This window comes from Falsiroseomonas bella (assembly GCF_003173615.1).
Classification (GTDB): domain Bacteria; phylum Pseudomonadota; class Alphaproteobacteria; order Acetobacterales; family Acetobacteraceae; genus Falsiroseomonas; species Falsiroseomonas bella.
This window is the reverse complement of record NZ_QGNA01000003.1, coordinates 890,809-906,722: the sequence shown is the minus strand read 5'-3', so window position 1 is coordinate 906,722 and position 15,914 is coordinate 890,809. Positions and strand designations below refer to the sequence as shown.

The 15,914-nt window shown below is 70.6% G+C and carries 14 protein-coding genes; 7 read left to right on the top strand and 7 right to left on the bottom strand.

What is annotated here, in order from left to right:
- Window positions 1-141: 141 nt before the first annotated feature.
- Window positions 142-711: a DUF1013 domain-containing protein gene (locus tag DFH01_RS16870; RefSeq protein WP_109871592.1), complete on the bottom strand. Its 570-nt coding sequence runs from the start codon at window positions 709-711 to the stop codon at window positions 142-144.
- Between the two features lie 156 nt (window positions 712-867).
- Here DFH01_RS16870 and DFH01_RS16865 point away from each other — a divergent pair, with 156 nt between their 5' ends.
- Both DFH01_RS16865 and DFH01_RS16860 read left to right on the top strand, forming a co-directional pair.
- Window positions 868-1,056 carry a DUF1192 domain-containing protein gene (locus DFH01_RS16865; protein ID WP_109871591.1) on the top strand — a complete coding sequence of 63 codons (189 nt, stop codon included), beginning with the start codon at window positions 868-870 and terminating at the stop codon, window positions 1,054-1,056.
- Window positions 1,053-1,430 (top strand): endonuclease domain-containing protein, encoded by a 378-nt coding sequence (locus DFH01_RS16860; RefSeq protein ID WP_109871590.1) that lies wholly within the window; start codon window positions 1,053-1,055, stop codon window positions 1,428-1,430. Before DFH01_RS16865 ends, DFH01_RS16860 begins: the two co-directional genes overlap by 4 nt.
- A gap of 172 nt (window positions 1,431-1,602) precedes the next feature.
- On the opposite strand, the gene DFH01_RS16855 is transcribed toward DFH01_RS16860, so the two are convergent.
- Window positions 1,603-2,076, bottom strand: a complete 474-nt coding sequence (locus tag DFH01_RS16855; RefSeq protein ID WP_109871589.1) for an Hsp20 family protein — start codon at window positions 2,074-2,076, stop codon at window positions 1,603-1,605.
- Between the two features lie 190 nt (window positions 2,077-2,266).
- A complete protein-coding gene (gene rpmE / locus DFH01_RS16850) occupies window positions 2,267-2,491 on the bottom strand; it encodes a 50S ribosomal protein L31 (protein WP_109871677.1) in 225 nt (74 codons plus the stop codon).
- A 151-nt stretch (window positions 2,492-2,642) separates the two neighbouring features.
- Here rpmE and pdxY point away from each other — a divergent pair, with 151 nt between their 5' ends.
- Window positions 2,643-3,530 carry a pyridoxal kinase PdxY gene (gene pdxY / locus DFH01_RS16845; protein WP_109871588.1) on the top strand — a complete coding sequence of 296 codons (888 nt, stop codon included), beginning with the start codon at window positions 2,643-2,645 and terminating at the stop codon, window positions 3,528-3,530.
- Window positions 3,531-3,642: 112 nt separating this feature from the next.
- On the top strand, window positions 3,643-9,270 hold the full coding sequence (locus DFH01_RS16840) for a calcium-binding protein (RefSeq protein WP_109871587.1): 5,628 nt from the start codon (window positions 3,643-3,645) through the stop codon (window positions 9,268-9,270).
- A gap of 42 nt (window positions 9,271-9,312) precedes the next feature.
- Here DFH01_RS16840 and DFH01_RS16835 read toward each other — a convergent pair whose 3' ends face one another.
- From DFH01_RS16835 to DFH01_RS16820, 4 genes are all read right to left on the bottom strand, one after another.
- On the bottom strand, window positions 9,313-11,034 hold the full coding sequence (locus DFH01_RS16835) for a PEP-CTERM sorting domain-containing protein (protein ID WP_109871586.1): 1,722 nt from the start codon (window positions 11,032-11,034) through the stop codon (window positions 9,313-9,315).
- A 186-nt stretch (window positions 11,035-11,220) separates the two neighbouring features.
- Window positions 11,221-11,601: a CBS domain-containing protein gene (locus DFH01_RS16830; RefSeq protein ID WP_109871585.1), complete on the bottom strand. Its 381-nt coding sequence runs from the start codon at window positions 11,599-11,601 to the stop codon at window positions 11,221-11,223.
- Window positions 11,602-11,733: 132 nt separating this feature from the next.
- The gene (locus DFH01_RS16825) at window positions 11,734-12,177 is read right to left on the bottom strand and encodes a CBS domain-containing protein (RefSeq protein WP_109871584.1); all 444 of its coding nucleotides are present in this window, start codon (window positions 12,175-12,177) and stop codon (window positions 11,734-11,736) included.
- A gap of 154 nt (window positions 12,178-12,331) precedes the next feature.
- Window positions 12,332-13,915 (bottom strand): ABC transporter substrate-binding protein, encoded by a 1,584-nt coding sequence (locus DFH01_RS16820; protein ID WP_109871583.1) that lies wholly within the window; start codon window positions 13,913-13,915, stop codon window positions 12,332-12,334.
- Between the two features lie 201 nt (window positions 13,916-14,116).
- Between DFH01_RS16820 and DFH01_RS16815 the strand changes: the two genes are divergently transcribed.
- The 3 genes from DFH01_RS16815 to DFH01_RS16805 all read left to right on the top strand — a co-directional run bounded on the left by DFH01_RS16815 (window position 14,117) and on the right by DFH01_RS16805 (window position 15,905).
- A complete protein-coding gene (locus DFH01_RS16815) occupies window positions 14,117-14,497 on the top strand; it encodes a hypothetical protein (protein ID WP_109871582.1) in 381 nt (126 codons plus the stop codon).
- Window position 14,498: 1 nt separating this feature from the next.
- Complete coding sequence (locus tag DFH01_RS16810; RefSeq protein ID WP_109871581.1) at window positions 14,499-14,801, top strand: hypothetical protein; 303 nt, start codon at window positions 14,499-14,501, stop codon at window positions 14,799-14,801.
- A gap of 96 nt (window positions 14,802-14,897) precedes the next feature.
- Window positions 14,898-15,905 carry a TAXI family TRAP transporter solute-binding subunit gene (locus DFH01_RS16805; RefSeq protein WP_158287793.1) on the top strand — a complete coding sequence of 336 codons (1,008 nt, stop codon included), beginning with the start codon at window positions 14,898-14,900 and terminating at the stop codon, window positions 15,903-15,905.
- The last annotated feature ends 9 nt before the right edge of the window (window positions 15,906-15,914 follow it).

Genomic DNA, 15,914 nt, shown 5'->3' with positions numbered 1-15,914 from the left:
CGGCTCGATGATCCGCCACTCCGCCTCGCTCAAATCGAACCGCGACATGCCCCTATCCCCCGTCAACTCCGACGGTGAATCAGATCGCGTCGCGTCGCAGCAAGGACTTTGGGTTCAGGACCTAGGCCCCGACCAGGAACGTCAGGCCGCGTCGTCCGCCGGCATGATCGGCGTGGTGTTGGTCGCGCCGGTGCGCGCATTCGCCGCCGCCACCGCCTCGTTCAGCGCGGTCTGGGTGCAGAGGCCGAGCGTCACCGGGTCCCGCGGCTTGATGTTCGCGGTGTTCGGATGCGTCTTGTCTCGCACCTTCTGGATCGTCTCCTTCGTGGTGGCGAGCAGCTTGACGACCTGCGGGTCCGAGAGCTGCGGGAAGTTCCGCAGCAGCCAGGCGATGGCGTCCGGGCGTTCGTTGCGCTTCGCCACGGGGATGTAGCGGGCGCCCTTGCCGCGCGCCTTGGGCAGCGGGATCGCGCTGTCCAGCAGTTGCAGGCGGTAGCTGGGATCGGCCTCGCCCTTGCCGATCTCCTCCCGCGCGAGCTGGCCGTTGGCGATCGGGTCGTAGCCGACGATGCCCTGCGCCACCTCGCCATCCGCGATCGCCTGCACCTCCAGCGGGTGCATGCCGACGAAGTCGGCGATCTGGTCGAAGGAAAGGGAGGTCTTGTCGATCAGCCACACGGCGGTGGCCTTCGGCATCAGCGGCGTCTTCATCGGTCGCGTCTTCGCTTCCTGGCCTCGGTTGTCGTCAGGGCATGGCCGGGCCGCGGGCGAGCCACACGCCCGCCGAGGCGCCCCCGCCTCGTCGGGTTGGGATATAAGGACCGTATGTTGCCTGGTCAAAGCCCAAGGATGCGAGGGGGATAGGAGATGGAGGAACCCGAGGGCCCGCGCCCCGCCAACCGCTTCCAGCCGCCGGTGATCGACCGCTGGGGGGTGGAGGAACTGCGCGCCTATATCGCCGAGCTGCGCGAGGAGATCGCCCGCGCCGAGCGCGAGATCGCCAAGCGCGACGCCACCAAGGCCGCCGCGGATCTTTTCTTCCGCAAGCCGGGGTGAGCGGGGCGGACGGACGGGGCTGGACGCCGCGCGCGCTGATCGCGCGGGCGCGCGGCCTTCGCGGCGCCGGCACCGATGCCGAAGCCAGGCTCTGGGCGGCGTTGCGGCGCGACGCCCTCGGCGCGCGATTCCGCCGGCAGCATCCTGTGCCCCCCTATGTCGTGGATTTTGCCTGTGTCGAGGCTCTGGTGATCGTGGAGGTGGACGGCGGCCAGCACGGCGGCGCCCGGGATGCACGGCGCGACGCTGCGCTCTCCGCGGCGGGCTGGCTGGTGCTTCGATATTGGAACAACGACGTGCTGGGGAATCTGGAGGGCGTGCTCGAGGATATTTCACGCCATCTGAGGGAACGGCTCGGCCGAGACTTCCGGTAGCGTGCCCCCTCCCAACCCTCCCCCGCACTGCGGGGGAGGGCTTGGTGACGTGCGTTCTTTCTTCTCCCTCCCCCGCTGTGCGGGGGAGGGCGGGGAGGGGGCCACTGTGCGCGAAACGAAAAAAGCCGGCGGATCGCTCCGCCGGCTCCGGGTCGGGCCCGATCGGGCAGGCCTACGCGGCCTGGGCCGGCTGCGCCTGCTCGTTGGCCTCGATCACCTTCGGCGCGGCGCCCTGGATCTGGATCCGGCGGGGCTTCAGCGCCTCCGGCACCACGCGCTTCAGCGAGACATGCAGCAGGCCGTTCTCGAGATCCGCACCATCCACCACGATATGGTCGGCCAGCACGAAGCGACGCTCGAAGGCGCGGCCGGCGATGCCGCGGTACAGCACGCGGCCCTGCTCGGCGGGCTGCGGTGCCTTGCCGGCGACCGTCAGCGTGTTCTCATGCACCGTCAGTTCGATGTCGTTCGGGCCGAAGCCGGCCACCGCCATGGTCAGGACATAGGCGTCCTCGGCGGTCTTCTCGATGTTGTAGGGCGGGTAGGACGGGCCCTCGGAGGCGGCGCGGGCCGTCTCGACCAGGCGGGCCATGCGGTCGAAGCCGATGGCGGCGCGCATCAGCGGGGAAACGTCGAAAGCGTTCATCAGTGGAGCTCCTCGTTCAGCAAGCTCGATGGCGTTGCGGCCCGGGATCTGCGGCCCCCCGAGAACGGGCGAGCCTTCCGGTCCGCGCCGGACGCCCCGATCGGGCACGCCCAGCGACCACGACTTGGCGAGCGGGAACCCGCGCTTCAAGGGGGGCGGAACGACGCCCCCCGGGGTGGCGCGGCGCGCCTTACTTCTTCACGCCGATGCCGGCGAACTTCTTGTTGAACTTCGCGATCTGGCCGCCCGTGTCCACCACGCGCTGCTGGCCGGTCCAGGCCGGGTGCGACTTCGGGTCGATGTCGAGGCGCAGCGTGTCGCCTTCCTTGCCCCAGCAGGACCGCGTCTTGAACGCGCTGCCATCGGTCATGATGACGTTGATCTCGTGGTATTCGGGGTGGATGTCGGGCTTCATGATCGCGCTCACGCAGAATGGGCCCGCCGACGGCGACCGGCAGGCACGGAAGCGGCGCGTATAGGGGAGGGGCGGGCAGGGCGCAACCGGGTTGCCCGGCCGCACCCCCGGGCCTAGCGTCCCGCTACCGTCCAGCCAGGGATCGTGGCGCGTGAACCAGGCGACTTCGCCCTCGGACGCCGGGCGTCCGCTCAACATCCTCTCCATCCAGTCCTGGGTCAGCTACGGCCATGTCGGCAATGCCAGCGCGGTCTTCCCGCTGCAGCGCCTGGGCGCCGAGGTCTGGGCGGTGAACACCGTGCAGTTCTCCAACCACACCGGCTACGGCGCCTGGCGCGGCAGCGTCTTCGGCGCCGAGCTGATCCATGAGCTGGTCGAGGGCATCGCCGAGCGCGGCGCGCTGCCGCGCTGCGACGCCGTGCTCTCCGGCTACATGGGTGCGGCCGAGATCGGGGAGGCGATCCTGGCCGCCGCCGCGCGCGTCAAGGCGGCGAACCCGGCTGCGATGTATTGCTGCGACCCGGTGATCGGCGATGTCGGCCGCGGCGTCTTCGTGCGCCCCGGCATCCCCGAATTCATGCGCGACCGCGCGGTGCCCGCCGCCGACATCATCACCCCCAACCAGTTCGAGCTGGAATGGCTGACGGGTCGCGAGGTGCGCGACCTGGCCGGCGCCAAGGCCGCCATCGCCGCCCTGCAGGCCACCGGCCCGCGCTGCGTGCTGGTGACCTCGCTGCGCACGGCGGAGACGCCGGAAGGCTCGATCGAGCTGCTGGCTGGGGAGGGCGGCGAGTTCTGGCGCCTCCGCACGCCCATGCTGCCGCTCTCCGTCAACGGCGCGGGCGACGCCATCGCCGCGTTGTTCCTGTTCCACCGCCTGCGCTGGGGCGAGGCGCGCGTCGCGCTCTCCGCCGCCGCCTCCTCCATCTACGGCCTGCTGCGCCGGACGTCGGAGGCCGGCAGCCGCGAGATCCTGACCGTGGCCGCGCAGGAGGAATTCGTCACGCCGAGCCGGGTGTTCCGGGCGGAGCCCTGCTGAATACAACCAAAGAGCATGGTTTTGGTGGCGTTCGGCAACCAGCGGGACGTTGCTTGTACGGAGCGAACATGGCTATCTGTTAATCGGGCATTACATTGCGAGGCCGGCAGCCATGGCGATCATCTTCGGCACGGTGGGCGCCGACACGATCACCGACTCGTACAACTCGACCGACACGCTGAATGGCCCCTTCGCCACCGCCGGCGCGGACCAGATCTTCGGCGGTCCTGACGGCGCCGACTCGCTGGCCGGCGGAGGCGGCGACGACGCCCTCAACAGCTCCTTCGCCAATGGCAGCACGCTCGACGGCGGATCGGGCAACGACTCGCTCTATGGCAGCGACAACGGCCAATACCTGGTCGGCGGCATCGGCGACGACTGGCTAGAAGGCGCTGCCGGCGCCGACACGCTGGTCGGCGGCACCGGCGCCGACACGATGTATCTCTACGCCGATATCGGTGGCTCCTCGCTCGGTGCGATGGACAGAATCGTCGGCTTCGACGGTGCCGCGGGCGACCGGCTGCAGATCGAATTCGGCTTCGCCGGCAACACGCTGCCCTTCTACTGGTTCGTCGGGGCACCGCCGGCCCAGGCGGCCCTGGCGGCGGGCCTCGCGCTGCCTGGCGGCGCCGTCACCGGCGCGATCATCGGCTATTGGGTGCCGCGGGTCGGCGGCGATGGCTGGCTCGTTTTCGACTTCGACCGGAACGGCACCCTCGGCGCCGGGGATTTCGCCGCCTTCGTGGATACCGCAAACGACCAGGCCCTGGTCCTTCAGAACTTCCTGCCGGGCGAGATCGCCGGCCTCGCCGGCTTCATCAGCGGTGCCAGCGGCGCCGATACCCTGCAGGGCAGCCCCGGCAACGACACGCTGTTCGGCAACGACGGCGACGACTCGCTTGCTGGGGCAGCAGGCAACGATTGGCTCACCGGCGGGATTGGCAACGACACGCTCGATGGCGGACCGGGAAGCGACGTTGCCTTCTATGAGGACGCTGCCGGCGCGATGACGATCGATCTCGCCGCCGGAACTGCGGTCGGTGGCGGCCTGGGTGCCGACTCCCTCATCGGCATCGAGAACGTCCATGGCAGCGCGAATTTTGGCGACCTGATCACCGGAACAGACCTGGGCGGCTATGTCTTCGGACGCGGAGGGAACGACACCATCGCTGCGGCCGGGGGCAACGACAACATCCTTCCGGGCAGCGGCGATGACAGCGTCGACGGCGGCGACGGCGTCGACTCGGTCGACTACTTCGACGACACATTCGACAGCGCCGGCCCGCAGACGCTCCCGCTCATCGTCAATCTCGGTGCGGCGCCGCTCGTCGTCGCAGCCGGCGTCATCGCGCCCGGCACCGTGCGGGATGGCTGGGGCGGCCGCGACACGCTGAGCGGCATCGAGCAGATTTTCGGCGGCACCTTCGCCGACCTCATGGTAGGCGGCGATACCGGCGAGGGCTTCTTCGGCCGCGACGGCGCGGACACGCTCTCCGGCAATGGCGGCAACGACACGCTCAACGGCGGCGGCGGCAATGACTCGCTGCTCGGCGGTTCGGGCTCCGATCTCGCTGCCTACAACAGTCCGCGTGCGAATTCCACGATCACCAGCCTCGGCGGCGGTGTCTGGACGGTGGTCGGGCCGGACGGCGCCGACACGCTCACGGGGATGGAGGCGGTCGGCTTCAGCGACCAGCGACTCTGGCTCACCACCAGCGGCAACGACAGCATCATCGGCTCCGGCTTCGGCGACTCCGTCGCCGGCGGCGACGGCGACGACACGTTGGACGGCGCGGCCGGTGCCGACAGCCTGATCGGCCAGGCAGGCACGGACAGCCTGATTGGCGGTCCGGGGGCCGACACGCTGCGGGGCGGCGGCGCCGCCGACACCATCCTCGGCAACGAGGACAACGATAATATCGCCGGCAACTCCGGCAACGATTCCCTGCAGGGCGACGCCGGCAATGACACGCTGTCCTACGCGTCCACCAGCGCGTCCGACGCCGCGACCATCCAGGGCGTGGTGGTGGACCTGCTCGCCGGAACGGGCACTGACAACTGGGGCGACACCGACAGCATCGTCGGCTTCGAGAGCGTCAATGGCAGCATCGCCGATGACACCATCCTCGGCTCCATCGGCGCCGACAGCCTGTTCGGCGATGCCGGCGCCGACTCCCTGCTCGGCCGCGACGGTGCCGACCGCCTGTTCGGCGGCTTCGGCGCGGACACGCTCGACGGCGGCAATGGCGACGACTTCCTCCGCCCCTTCGACGGCGACGATCGCGTCTTCGGCGGCCCCGGCTTCGACACCGCCAGCTACAACGGCGACACCGGGCCGATCCAGGCCACGATCCAGTCCGGCGCGGACGGCCAGAACGCCACTGTCACCAGTGCGCTGGGCGCTGATACGCTCTCCGGCATCGACGCGCTGGACGGCACCGCGGGTGGCGACCGGATAGAGGCGCTCTCGGTGGATACCGCCACCGGCATCCAGATCCGTGGCTTTGGCGGCGCCGACACCATCATCGGCACGCCGACGCCGACGGGCGCCATCCTGGTGGACTACCGCGTCTTCGGCGTCACCGAGGGCGTGCTTGTGGACCTGGCCACCGGCGACGCTACGGATGGCTTCGGCTTCACCGACAAGCTGGTTAACATCAATGCCGTCCGGGGCACCGACTTCGGCGACACGCTGCTGGGCGCGGACACCAACGATCGCTTCCGCGGCCGCGGCGGCAATGATTCCATGGATGGCCGCGGCGGCACCTTCGACGAACTGGACTACACCCAGTCGCCGAACGGCATCGTCGCCAACCTTGCCACCGGCATCGTGCAGGATGGGGAAGGCGGCGCCGACACGGTCAGGGGCTTCGAGGCTGTGCGCGGCAGCCTCGCGGGCGACAGCATCATTGGCAGCGACGCAGCCGAGACCTTCCAGCCCTACAGCGGCGCCGACACGATCGACGGCGGCGGCGGGGCCGACCGCGTCACCTACACCACGCTCAGCAGCGGCAGTGTGCTTCCCCCGGCCGTGCCACAGGGCATCGTGGTGGATCTGGTGGCTGGCACGGCCGTGGATCCCTGGGGCAACACCGACCTGCTCTTCAACATCGAGCGCGTCACCGGCACCTCGCTCGCCGACACGATCACCGGAGGGCCGGCGTCGAACAGCTTCAACGGCCGAGGGGGCGACGACAGCCTCGATGGCGGTGACGGCATCGACACGGCCGAATACTCGAACGCAGGCTCCGGCGTCGACGTGGACCTTGCCGCCGGTACAGCTCAGGATGGCGAGGGAGGGCAGGATACTCTCGTCTCCATCGAGAATGTCGTCGGCAGCAGCCATGACGATACGCTCTCAGGTGCCGCATCGGGCGGCCGCGCGCCCAGCAACCTGCGCGGCGGCGCGGGCGACGATCTGCTGATCGGCATTCCCGGCGAATACGTCCGGGCCGACTACGCCGACCAGAATACCGGGATGTTCATCGATCTCGCTGCTGGCACTGCGCTGGATCGGTTCGGCGACACGGACACGCTGGTGGACATCCGCGGCCTCTTCATGTTCGGCGATCACGACGACACGCTGCTCGGCGCCGCGGAGGATGAGTGGTTCTTTCCCTCCGGCGGTGCCGACAGCGTGGATGCCGGCGGCGGCTTCGACATCGTCAGCTATACCGGCGCGGATGTGGGCGGGGTGGTCGTCAACCTGGCCACGCAGCGCGCGACGGACCTTGGCGGCGACATCGACACGATCGTCGGTTTCGAGGCAGTCGCCGCCAGCTTCGGTGACGACACCCTGATCGGCGACGGCGGCGACAACCTGATGTCGCCGAATGCCGGCGCCGATTCGGTGGATGGCGGCCTTGGCGAGGACACCATCAGCTACGTTCTCGGCTTTGCGCCGGGCAGTTCCAACTACGCTGCCAACGAGGCAGGCAACGTCTTGCCGATGCAAGGCGTGACGCTCGACCTCACCGCCCAGCGGGCGACCGACTTCGCCGGCGACGAGGACACCATTCTCGGCTTTGAGCACGCCGAGGGCAGCACAGCGAATGACACCCTGCGCGGCTCCGACACCGGCAACCGCCTGTCGGGCGCCGAGGGCAACGACGTGCTGGAGGGCCGCGCGGGCGACGACACGCTGGCGGGTGGCCAGGGCAATGACAGCCTCGATGGCGGCACCGGCGTCAACACCGCCGTGTTCGACGGCAACGCCGCCGACTTCGCGGTCACCGACCTCGGCGGCGGCCGCCTGCAGGTGACGGATCTGCGCGCCGGCGCGCCGGAAGGCGCCGACACGCTGCTCGGCATCGCCTTCCTCGAATTCGCCGACACAGTCATCGCGACGGGCGGCCCCACGGCAGGCGACGACGCTCTCGAAGGCACGGCGGCCGGCGACACCATCGACGCGCTCGGCGGCAATGACGAGGTGCTGGGCCTGGCCGGCGCCGACCGCCTGCTCGGCGGCACCGGCAACGATACGCTCGACGGCGGCAGCGAGAACGACACGCTGGTGGGCGGCGCGGGCGACGACAGCCTGGTCGGCGGCCCTGGCGCGGACAGCATGGTCGGCGGCGCCGGCAACGACGCCTATGACGTGGACGACGCGTCGGACAAGCCGGCGGAGGCGCGCGATTCCGGCCTCGACACCGTCTTCTCCACGATCACCTGGACGCTCGGCGCGCATCTCGAGGACCTGGTGCTGCTTGGCGATGCCGCCATCGACGGCACCGGCAACAACCTGAGCAACGTCATCACGGGCAACGACGCCGCGAACGTCCTGCTCGGCGGCGGCCGCGCGGACACGCTGGAAGGCGGCGGCGGCAACGACCTCTACCTGATCGACGCGACCGACGTGCTGATCGAGCAGGCCGGCGGCGGCAACGACACCGTCGTCGCCAACGCCACCTTCACCCTCGCCGACCACATCGAGGTGCTGCGCTTCAACGGCACCGCCAATGTGCGCGGCGACGGCAATGCCGAGGACAACTTCATCCTCGGCAATGTCGGCAACAACCGCCTGCTGGGCTACGACGGCAATGACACGCTGAACGGCGGCGCCGGCAACGACACGCTGCAGGGCGGCGAGGGCGCGGACAGCCTGGTCGGCGGCGAGGGCGTGGACCGGCTCGACGGCGGCAACGGCGACGACACCTATGTGCTGGTGGACGCGGATGTGGTGATCGAGCTGGCGAATGCCGGCACCGACACGGTGTTGAGCAATGTCGGCTTCACCCTGCCCAACGCGGTCGAAAATCTCTCGCTGCTGGGCACCGCCGACATCGCGGGCACCGGCAATGCCCTGGCGAATGTCCTGAACGGCAACAGCGGTGCGAACCTGCTGCGCGGCCTCGGCGAGGCGGATCGCATCTCGGGCGGCCAGGGCGCGGACACGATCGAGGGCGGCACGGGCGCGGACACGCTGACCGGCGGCGGCGGCACCGACCGCTTCCTCTGGCTGACGCCGGCGGAGGGCGGCGACACGCTGACGGATTTCGTCGCCGGCAGCGAGAAGCTGGTCTTCGCCAACGCCGCCTTCGGCGCGCTCGGCCTGGGCGCGCTGAACCCGGCGAACTTCGCGAACAACGCGCCGACGGCCGCCGCGCCGCAGTTCGTCTACACCAAGGCGACCGGCGTGCTGGACTGGGATGCGGACGGCACCGGCGGCATCGGTGCGGTGACCATCGCCACGCTGTCCAACAAGCCGACGCTCACGGCGGGCGACTTCCTCATCGCGTAGGACCGGGGGTGCAGGGGGGGCGGCACCCCCCTGCGCCCGGGATCAGCCCGCGCGACGGCGCCGCGCCGCGCCGAGCAGCGCGAGCCCGCCGGCGAGCAACCCGAGCGTGCCGGGCTCCGGCACCGGGATCTGGGTCAGGTACACGCCGGCCCAGCTCTCCTCCTCGTTCGCCATGCTCGCCGAAATCGCGAGCCGCCCGTTGCGGAAGCCGTCGCGCTCCAGCGCCAGCGCGGTGATCGGCAGGTCCGTCGCGGCGGTGTCGAGCAGATCGCCGAGCATCGTCGAATCCACGATGGTCTCGGGCGCGAAGGCAAGGCCGCGGTCGAGATAGAGACCGAACGGGTTCGCATCGCCTTCCGACGCCTTGAACACCACCCGCCCCTGGTCGTTTGCAAGGAAGGCCGAGGAGCGCCAGCGCGGTTCCTCGAACTCCTCGCCGCCGTCGCCGCCGCCGACGCCGGAGGGGCGGCCCGAGAAGGTCCAGAACAGGAAGTCCTCGAATTCGCCGCCGGTCTGCGCCACCAGGCTCAACGCGCCGGTCTGCACGTCCACCTGGAAGATGCCCTGGTTGACCGGCACCTCGACGTCGATCTTCCCGTCATCCGTGCCGTCCTGCGCGGCCTGCGTGTTGCACGCCGCGACGACCGCGGCCTGCCCTTCGGTGGGGCAGGTGAGCGTGACCGTGCGCGTCTCCGTGCCCCATGCGCCCCAGAAGGCGACGCGGCGGCCGTCGAAGGACAAGGCCTCGCCGATGCGGTTCAGCCCGTTCGCGTCGGTGACGCCCGCGATCACCTGGCCGAAGGAAACCAGCGTGTTCAGCCCGGGCTGGCCGATGCGCGCGTGATAGATGCCGCCCGCGGTCGGCGTCTCCTCGTTGTCGAGGCCGGTGAACACGATCTGCCCCGAAGCCGCGCTCGGCGGCGCGGTGGAGCCGAAGACGCCGCCGCCATTCGGCAGCGCCTGGCCGGAATGCGCGACGGTCACCGCCCCGCCGGCACCCAGCGTGTCGCGGTAGAACACGCCGGTCTGCGCCGTGCCGCCGGCCGTGAAGTTGCCCTTGAAGGCGACGAACTGCCCGTCGAAGGCCGAGGGTGCGCCGGGGAACTGGTCGAACTTCACGCCCGTCGCGCCGGCCGCATCGGGCGGCACCTGGAACTGCGGGAAGCCGGGCACGCCGCCGACGCCGCTCATCCCGGTGACCAGCGCGCCGCCATTCGGCGTGGCGTAGATGCCGGCCGTGCCGACGCGCGTCAGCGTCTCGCCGGTGTTCTGGTCGATGACCTCCCACACCGGCTGCGACTGGCCGCGCGTCGCCGCCATGCCGGATCGCGCGTCGATCCGGGCGAAGGCGGGAAACTCGTTGAAGGTGGCGCCGGTGTTGTTCGGCGGCGGCACGACCTGGTTGCGCTGGACGATGGTGCCGACCGGCCCGGCCGTCGCCATGTCGCGCGAGAAGACGCCGGTGATCGGCTCGCCCTGCGCCTGGCCGCCGCTGGTGCGCGCGCGGAACACGACGAGCGCCGCATTGTTCACGGAGGGCGGGCTGTAGCTGTTGAAGGCCCTGTCGCTGCCGGGCACGAGGTCGCCGTTGTTCACGACCGTGGTCCAGCTCAGCACCGCGCCCGCCTGCGCTGGCCGCGGCACCGCCAGCGATCCGGCGCCGAAGCCGCCCGCCGCCAGCACGGCGAGGCCGAGGCACCGCGCGCGATCGACCCTTCGGGAACGGCCCGGGCGTTTCGCCCGGCCCATCGTCTTTCTGTCCATCTTGCTGCCTTCCCCTAGGCCGGCCGGCAGCTCCCAACTGCCTCCGGCGCCTCTTATGTAAGGGGATGCACGCGAAACGGTCGATTCGAAATAGTATTAATCGAGCATGAATAGGTTGAGGTTGGCGGCCTTCACATTCCTATAATGTCACGGAAGGCGGCGAGAGGGGCCGCAGCCTCGGGCCGCCTATCGCCCGCCGACCAGATCGCCGAGGCCCACCACGCCGAGCAGCCGCCCATCGGCGGTGCAGAGCGGCAGGTGCCGCAGCCCGCGCTGCTGCATAAGCGAGAGCGCCGCCTCGGCGGAGGTGTCTGGCCCGATCGCCACGGCTTCCGGCGACATCACCTCCGCGACCGCAAGGCCGCGCAGCCCCATCGCGCGCGAGGCGACGATGCGGACGATGTCGTGCTCACTGACCAGGCCGACGACGCGGCCCGACCGGTCCTGCACCGGCACCGAGCCGAGGCGGCTTGCCGCGATGAGCCGGGCGGCTTCCGCCGCCGGTTCCTCGGGGGTGATCGTGAAGAGGGGTACAGTCGGGGGCGGTGCGACGACCGAAACGCTCATGGAGGCTGACTCCCTGCCGTGTCTTGGCTCAGCGCTCCCCAACGCACCGCTGCATATCAGTGCAGCGGCCGCCGCCGCAATGGTTCTGTCACCTGGTTGGAAGCTTTTTGTCGCAGGCGACCGCCTGTCCGCTCAGTGCATGTAGCTGCGCGTGACGTAGTGGGTCAGGCTCTCCACCGCCTGCTCCTGCTGCGCGATGCGGTGCCGCACCAGGTCGCGCACGCTGACGAGGCCGAGCAGCCGGCCCGACCCGTCCACCACGGGCAGATGGCGGAAGTAGTGCTCGTCCATCACGCGGAGTGCGGTGTCCACCGGCGTATGCGGGCCGACCATCACGACCTCCCGCGTCATCAGGTCCTCCGCGCGCTGCCCTTCGATGCCGTTGGCGCGCGTGGCGAGTGCGCGCACGATGTCGCGCTCCGAGACGATGCCGAGCACGCCGCCGCGCGCGTCCAGCACCATCACGGCGCCGATGCGCCGCTGCGCGATGACGCGCGCGACCTCCGCCACCGGCGTGTCCGGCGTGACGGAGATGACGGCGTTGCCCTTCTGCTTGAGGACGGCGGCAATGGTCATGGCGGGGCCCCTGTGTCTGCGATGTGGATCGCGACGGGCCTGCATTCCGCCCCTGGCGGCCTTCCTCGGGCGTGGGCTCTATTCCTGCCCACCCGCGCGCGCAACGGCAAAGCGGCGCGCGCGGGTTAATTCACGGTAACCGCCGCGCCTGCGCTCACGCGCGGCGCAGGTTGATCGGCAGCGTCATGCCCTTCTGGTGGCCCGTGATGTCGCGCCGCCACGCGGCGTCGATGAAGTACTGGCCGAGCGGGATGTAGGGCAGGTCCTGCCACAACGTCGCCTGGATGCGTCGCGCGATCCGCTTTTGCGCGTCGAGGTCCGGCGCCTCCAGCCATTCCTCGCGCAACGCCTCGAGCCCGGTGCTGGTCGGCCAGCCGAACCAGGCCTGCCTGCCATTGGCGCGCAGCAGCGGATGCACGCCCGGATTGCCCAGGTCGATGCCGCCGAACAGCACGATCAGCGCATTCCACCCGCCCTGCGCGACCGGCTCCTGCCGCGCGCGGCGCTGCAGCACGGTCGCCCAGTCGCTGTTCGCGCTCTCGGCATTCAGGCCGCTGCGCTTCAGCACGTCGGTCAGCACCGTCGTCAGCGTGTTGTTGTTCACCACGTCCGTCGGGTGCAGCACGACCACGCGCTCGTTGTTGTAGCCGGCGGCGCGGATGGCGTCCTTCGCGCGGTCCACGCTGCGCGGTCCCATCAGCGCTGCGATCCCCTCGTCGTTCGACAGCGGCGAGGAGGTGGGGAAGGCGCCGATGCCGTCCGACCAGCGGTTGCGGTCGTTCCCCATGATCGAGCTCATGAAGTCCGCCTGGTTGATCGAATGCAGCAGCGCGCGGCGGATCGCCGGATTATCGAAGGGCGGGTGCAGCTGGTTGAAGCGCAGATGCGCGACCGTGCCGCCCTGGTCTATGCGGCCCACGACGATGTCGCGATGCCGCTGCAGCACGTCCCGCAGGTCGGGCGCCACCTGCTCGTACATGTCGATCTCGCCCGCCTGCAGCGCCGCGGCGACAGTGCCCGCATCGGGGATCCAGTTGAACACCACGCGCTCGAAATGCGCCATCTTCGCGCCGCCGAGCAGGCTCGGCGGCCGCGGGTTCGGCACATAGCCCTCGAAGCGCTGATAGACCGCGCGCGCGCCGGAAAGCCGCTCCGCCGCCACCCAGCGATAGGGGCCGGAGCCGACCACCTCGGTGAAGGGGCGCGCGGGATCAACCGTCGCGAAGCGCTCGGGGAAGACGAAGCAGGGATAGCTGCTGGGCTTGCCCAGCGCCTCCAGCATCGGGCCAAATTTCTGCTTCAGCCGGATCTCGAAGCGACGGTCGTCCAGCGCGCGCATCTCCTCCGTGCGCGCGCGCAGCGTCTGGCCCAGCGTGTCCCGCGCCGACCAGCGCGTGATGGAGGCGACGGCGTCCTGCGCGCGGATGCGCTCGTTGTCGTGGAAGCGGATGCCCTCGCGCAGCGTGAACACCCAGCGCAGCCCGTCATCCTCCACCACGTGCCCTTCGCAGAGCTGCGGCCGCATGACGAAGTTCTCGTCCGGGCCGTACAGCGTGTCCCAGCACATGTGGCCGTGGTTGCGCACGCCATAGCTGGTGGTGCTCATCGGGTCCACGGCCGTGACATCGGCCTGCGGCATGTAGCGCAGCGTGGTGGCGGCGGTGCCCTGCGCCAGCGCGGGCATGGCGGGCGAGGCGGCGGTGGCGGCGAGGCCGGAGAGCAGGGTGCGGCGGCGCATGGGTTCCTCGAGGAGGGAAGGTTGGCGCAGCATGACGTCATCGCCCGTTTCGGCGCAACATGGCCCGTCGCCGCGGGCTTGAAGCGGGCGCGAGACGGGCCACCTTCATCGCCACGGTCCGGGCCCCTCTGGCGCCTCCCTGCGATGCGCGATGTCGGACCTCCACCTTGCGGCCTCGCCGCGACCTGGAGGAGAGGCGCCATGGCGCGCGCAGCCCTGTGGAACGTGAACTGCGTGGCGCGCGTGCTGCGCATGACGGGCGTCGTGCTGGTTGCGATCGGTGCGGCCGGCTACCTGCTGCCGACCGGCGCGGTTCACTGGACCGCGCTGATCCCCGCCATCCTCGGCGTGCTTGCGCTCGCCGCCTCCTTCGCGCGCAACGCCTTCGTCGCCGCGGCGCTTGGCGCGGTGCTTTGCGTGGTCGCGCTGACCGGTGGCGGATCGGCCCTGCCGCAGGTCCCTGCGCTGCTGGCGGGCGAAGCCGGCGCCGCCATCGCCTCGCGCGCCGCCACCGCCCTCGTCGCGATGCTGGCACTCGCCGGCATGGGCTGGGCGCTCGCCTTCGGCCGGCGGAGCGTCTGACATGATCGAGGGCCTCATCGCCTGGCTCGTCGCCACCTTCCTGCTCGGCCCGATCCAGGCGCAGGTGACGGAGCAGCTGCAGGGCGCGCGCGCGCCGGTGGCAGTGGTGCAGCAGGTGGCGCAATGCGCCGCCCAGGCCGCGCCGCAGCTCGTCGCCCGCGCCGGTTCCGATCCCTGGTGGGCGGTGCGCACCGCGCTCGGTGCCTGGACCGGCGCGACCAGCCCGGAAGCGGTGCTGGCCGATGCCGCGCCGGGTTGCGGCGCGGCCTTCCAGGCGGCGCGGCCCTACCTTGCCGGAAGCTGAGCGGCCGCCGCGCGCAGTGGCGTGACGCCCCGGCGGTTGCGGCCGGGGTGGTTGCTGGTCATGATCCTTCGCCCGAGGAAGGTTGGGAGAGGAAACATGACCCTGTTCATCGCGCGCCGCGCCGCCTTGCTCGGCGCCGCCGGCGCCGCCGGCGCCCTCGCGCTGCCCGGCCTGCGCGCCGCGCAGGCGCAGCAGACGCTCGAATGGGTCGCTGGGTCTGTCGGCGGAGGCTGGTACACCATGGCGGCCGGCCTCTCGGCGCTGATCGCCGAGGAGAACCAGGACCTCCGCATCCGCGTCGTCCCGGGCGGCGGCCTCGCGAACTCGACGCGCGTCAACAACAACCAGTCGCCGCTCGGCTGGGGCATCGACACCTTCACCGCCGCGGCCGCGAAGGGCGAAGACCCCTACAACGCGAAGCATGAGAATCTGCGCAGCCTCGGCACCGGCTACAGCCCGACCGAACACAACCTGGTCCGCGCCGTGGGCTCGGGGCCGGAGGACATGCGCGGCATCCTCACGCAGCGCGGCCTCAAGATCGCCTGCCCGCAGCGCTCGAGCACGGACGAGATGACGCTGCAGCGCATCCTGCGCTTCCTCGGCACCTCGCCCGACCGAATCCGGGCCGAGGGCGGGCGCTACCTCAACGGCAGCTACGCGGATATCGCCGCGGCCTATGCCGACGGGCAGGTGGACTATCTCTACGCCGCGCTCGCCAAGCCCGCCGCGATCCTGACGGAGATCGGCCAGGGCCGGCGGGCCTCGCGCCTCGTCGGCTTCCCCGACGACGTGCGCAAGCACCTGATCGACACCTTCGCCTATGCCGAGGGGACGCTGCCGGCCGCGACCTATCCGACGCTGCAGGACCGCGACCTGATGGTCACGACGATGGACAGCGTGATCCTCGTGCACGCCTCCGTGTCCGAGGATGCGGCCTACCGGATCACGCGGACGCTCATCCGGAACCGCGGTCAGCGCCTCGTCGCGATCCACGCCTCGATGGGCGCGTGGAACCCGGCGACGTCCTGGCGCTACAACGGCGTGCCGCTGCATCCCGGCGCTGCGCGCGCCTTCCGCGAGGCCGGCGTGATGCCGGCGGCGTAGCGCGGCTCA

Bases quoted from the DNA above. Each gene is read 5' to 3' on its own strand.
- DFH01_RS16870 (WP_109871592.1), bottom strand. From the start codon at position 711: ATGAAGACGCCGCTGATGCCGAAGGCCACCGCCGTGTGGCTGATCGAC.
- DFH01_RS16865 (WP_109871591.1), top strand. From the start codon at position 868: ATGGAGGAACCCGAGGGCCCGCGCCCCGCCAACCGCTTCCAGCCGCCG.
- DFH01_RS16855 (WP_109871589.1), bottom strand. From the start codon at position 2,076: ATGAACGCTTTCGACGTTTCCCCGCTGATGCGCGCCGCCATCGGCTTC.
- rpmE (WP_109871677.1), bottom strand. From the start codon at position 2,491: ATGAAGCCCGACATCCACCCCGAATACCACGAGATCAACGTCATCATG.
- DFH01_RS16840 (WP_109871587.1), top strand. From the start codon at position 3,643: ATGGCGATCATCTTCGGCACGGTGGGCGCCGACACGATCACCGACTCG.
- DFH01_RS16835 (WP_109871586.1), bottom strand. From the start codon at position 11,034: ATGGACAGAAAGACGATGGGCCGGGCGAAACGCCCGGGCCGTTCCCGA.
- DFH01_RS16830 (WP_109871585.1), bottom strand. From the start codon at position 11,601: ATGAGCGTTTCGGTCGTCGCACCGCCCCCGACTGTACCCCTCTTCACG.
- DFH01_RS16825 (WP_109871584.1), bottom strand. From the start codon at position 12,177: ATGACCATTGCCGCCGTCCTCAAGCAGAAGGGCAACGCCGTCATCTCC.
- DFH01_RS16820 (WP_109871583.1), bottom strand. From the start codon at position 13,915: ATGCGCCGCCGCACCCTGCTCTCCGGCCTCGCCGCCACCGCCGCCTCG.
- DFH01_RS16815 (WP_109871582.1), top strand. From the start codon at position 14,117: ATGGCGCGCGCAGCCCTGTGGAACGTGAACTGCGTGGCGCGCGTGCTG.
- DFH01_RS16810 (WP_109871581.1), top strand. From the start codon at position 14,499: ATGATCGAGGGCCTCATCGCCTGGCTCGTCGCCACCTTCCTGCTCGGC.
- DFH01_RS16805 (WP_158287793.1), top strand. From the start codon at position 14,898: ATGACCCTGTTCATCGCGCGCCGCGCCGCCTTGCTCGGCGCCGCCGGC.